Origin of the sequence: Nonomuraea lactucae, assembly GCF_003313395.1 — a bacterium.
In the GTDB taxonomy this organism is placed as follows: Bacteria; Actinomycetota; Actinomycetes; order Streptosporangiales; family Streptosporangiaceae; genus Nonomuraea; species Nonomuraea lactucae.
The window spans coordinates 1-972 of the sequence record NZ_QNFZ01000403.1 but is presented as its reverse complement, the minus strand read 5'-3'; the positions used below and the strand labels follow the sequence as shown (position 1 = coordinate 972).

Below are 972 nucleotides of genomic sequence, written 5' to 3'. Positions count from 1 at the left end.
CGCGAGCGCCGCGGCCACGCCGCCCGCCCCGGCGAGCGCCGAGCCCGGCCGCACCGCCCCCGGTCACGCCGTCACCTTCGCCCTGATCGGCGACACCCCGTACGGCGACGCCCAGCAGGCCGCCTTCCCCGCCCTGGTCCAGGCCATCGACGCGGACCCCCGCATACGGTTCGTGCTGCACGCCGGAGACGTCAAGAACGGCTCCACCACCTGTGACGACGCCCGCTTCGCCACTCTGGCGGGGCTGTTCGCCACCTTCGACGACCCGTTCGTGCTGACCCCGGGCGACAACGAGTGGACCGACTGCCACCGGGTCGCCGCCGGGAGCTACCTGCCCACCGAACGGCTCGAAGCGGTCCGCCGCGTCTTCTACCCGATCGCCGGGCGGACCCTCGGCGGGCACCCGATGGGCGTGCGGACCCAGGCCCGCGCCCCGCGCCACCGCGTCTACCGGGAGAATGTGCTGTTCACCCGCGGCCGGGTGGTCTTCGCCACCGTGCACGCGGTCGGCAGCGAGAACGGCCTGGCCCCGTGGAGCGGCCTGCCCGGCGGAGACCGGCCGGCGGAGCGGACGGCCGAGGTCGAGGCCCGCACCGCCGCCGCGCTCGACTGGATCGACACGGCCTTCGCGACCGCCTCCCGCACCCGGGCGCCGGGCGTTCTGATCATGATGCAGGCCGAGCCCACGGAGACCCCCGGGTTCACCCGGATCCGCGCCCGCCTGGCCGAGCGCGCCCGCGCGTACGGCAAGCCGGTGCTGCTCGTGCACGGCGACGAGCACCTGTACGAGCAGGAGCCCGGCTACGCCGGGGTGCCCAACCTCACCCGCCTGGAGACGTTCGGCGACACCGCGACCCGCTGGCTGCGGGTGACCGTCGACCCCGCCTCGCCGGGCGTCTTCTCGTGGGAGCCGCAGACCGTACCGGCCGCGTGACCCTCGCCGGGCGACCCCCGGGCGGCCTCGCCCGGGGG

Annotated in this window: 1 protein-coding gene; it reads left to right on the top strand. The window is 76.2% G+C overall.

Features of this window, described 5'->3' with window-relative positions; all coding sequences use genetic code 11:
* On the top strand, window positions 1-934 hold a 934-nt coding region (locus DQW85_RS22205), incomplete at its 5' end, for a metallophosphoesterase (protein WP_113702135.1).
* Between the last annotated feature and the right edge of the window lie 38 nt (window positions 935-972).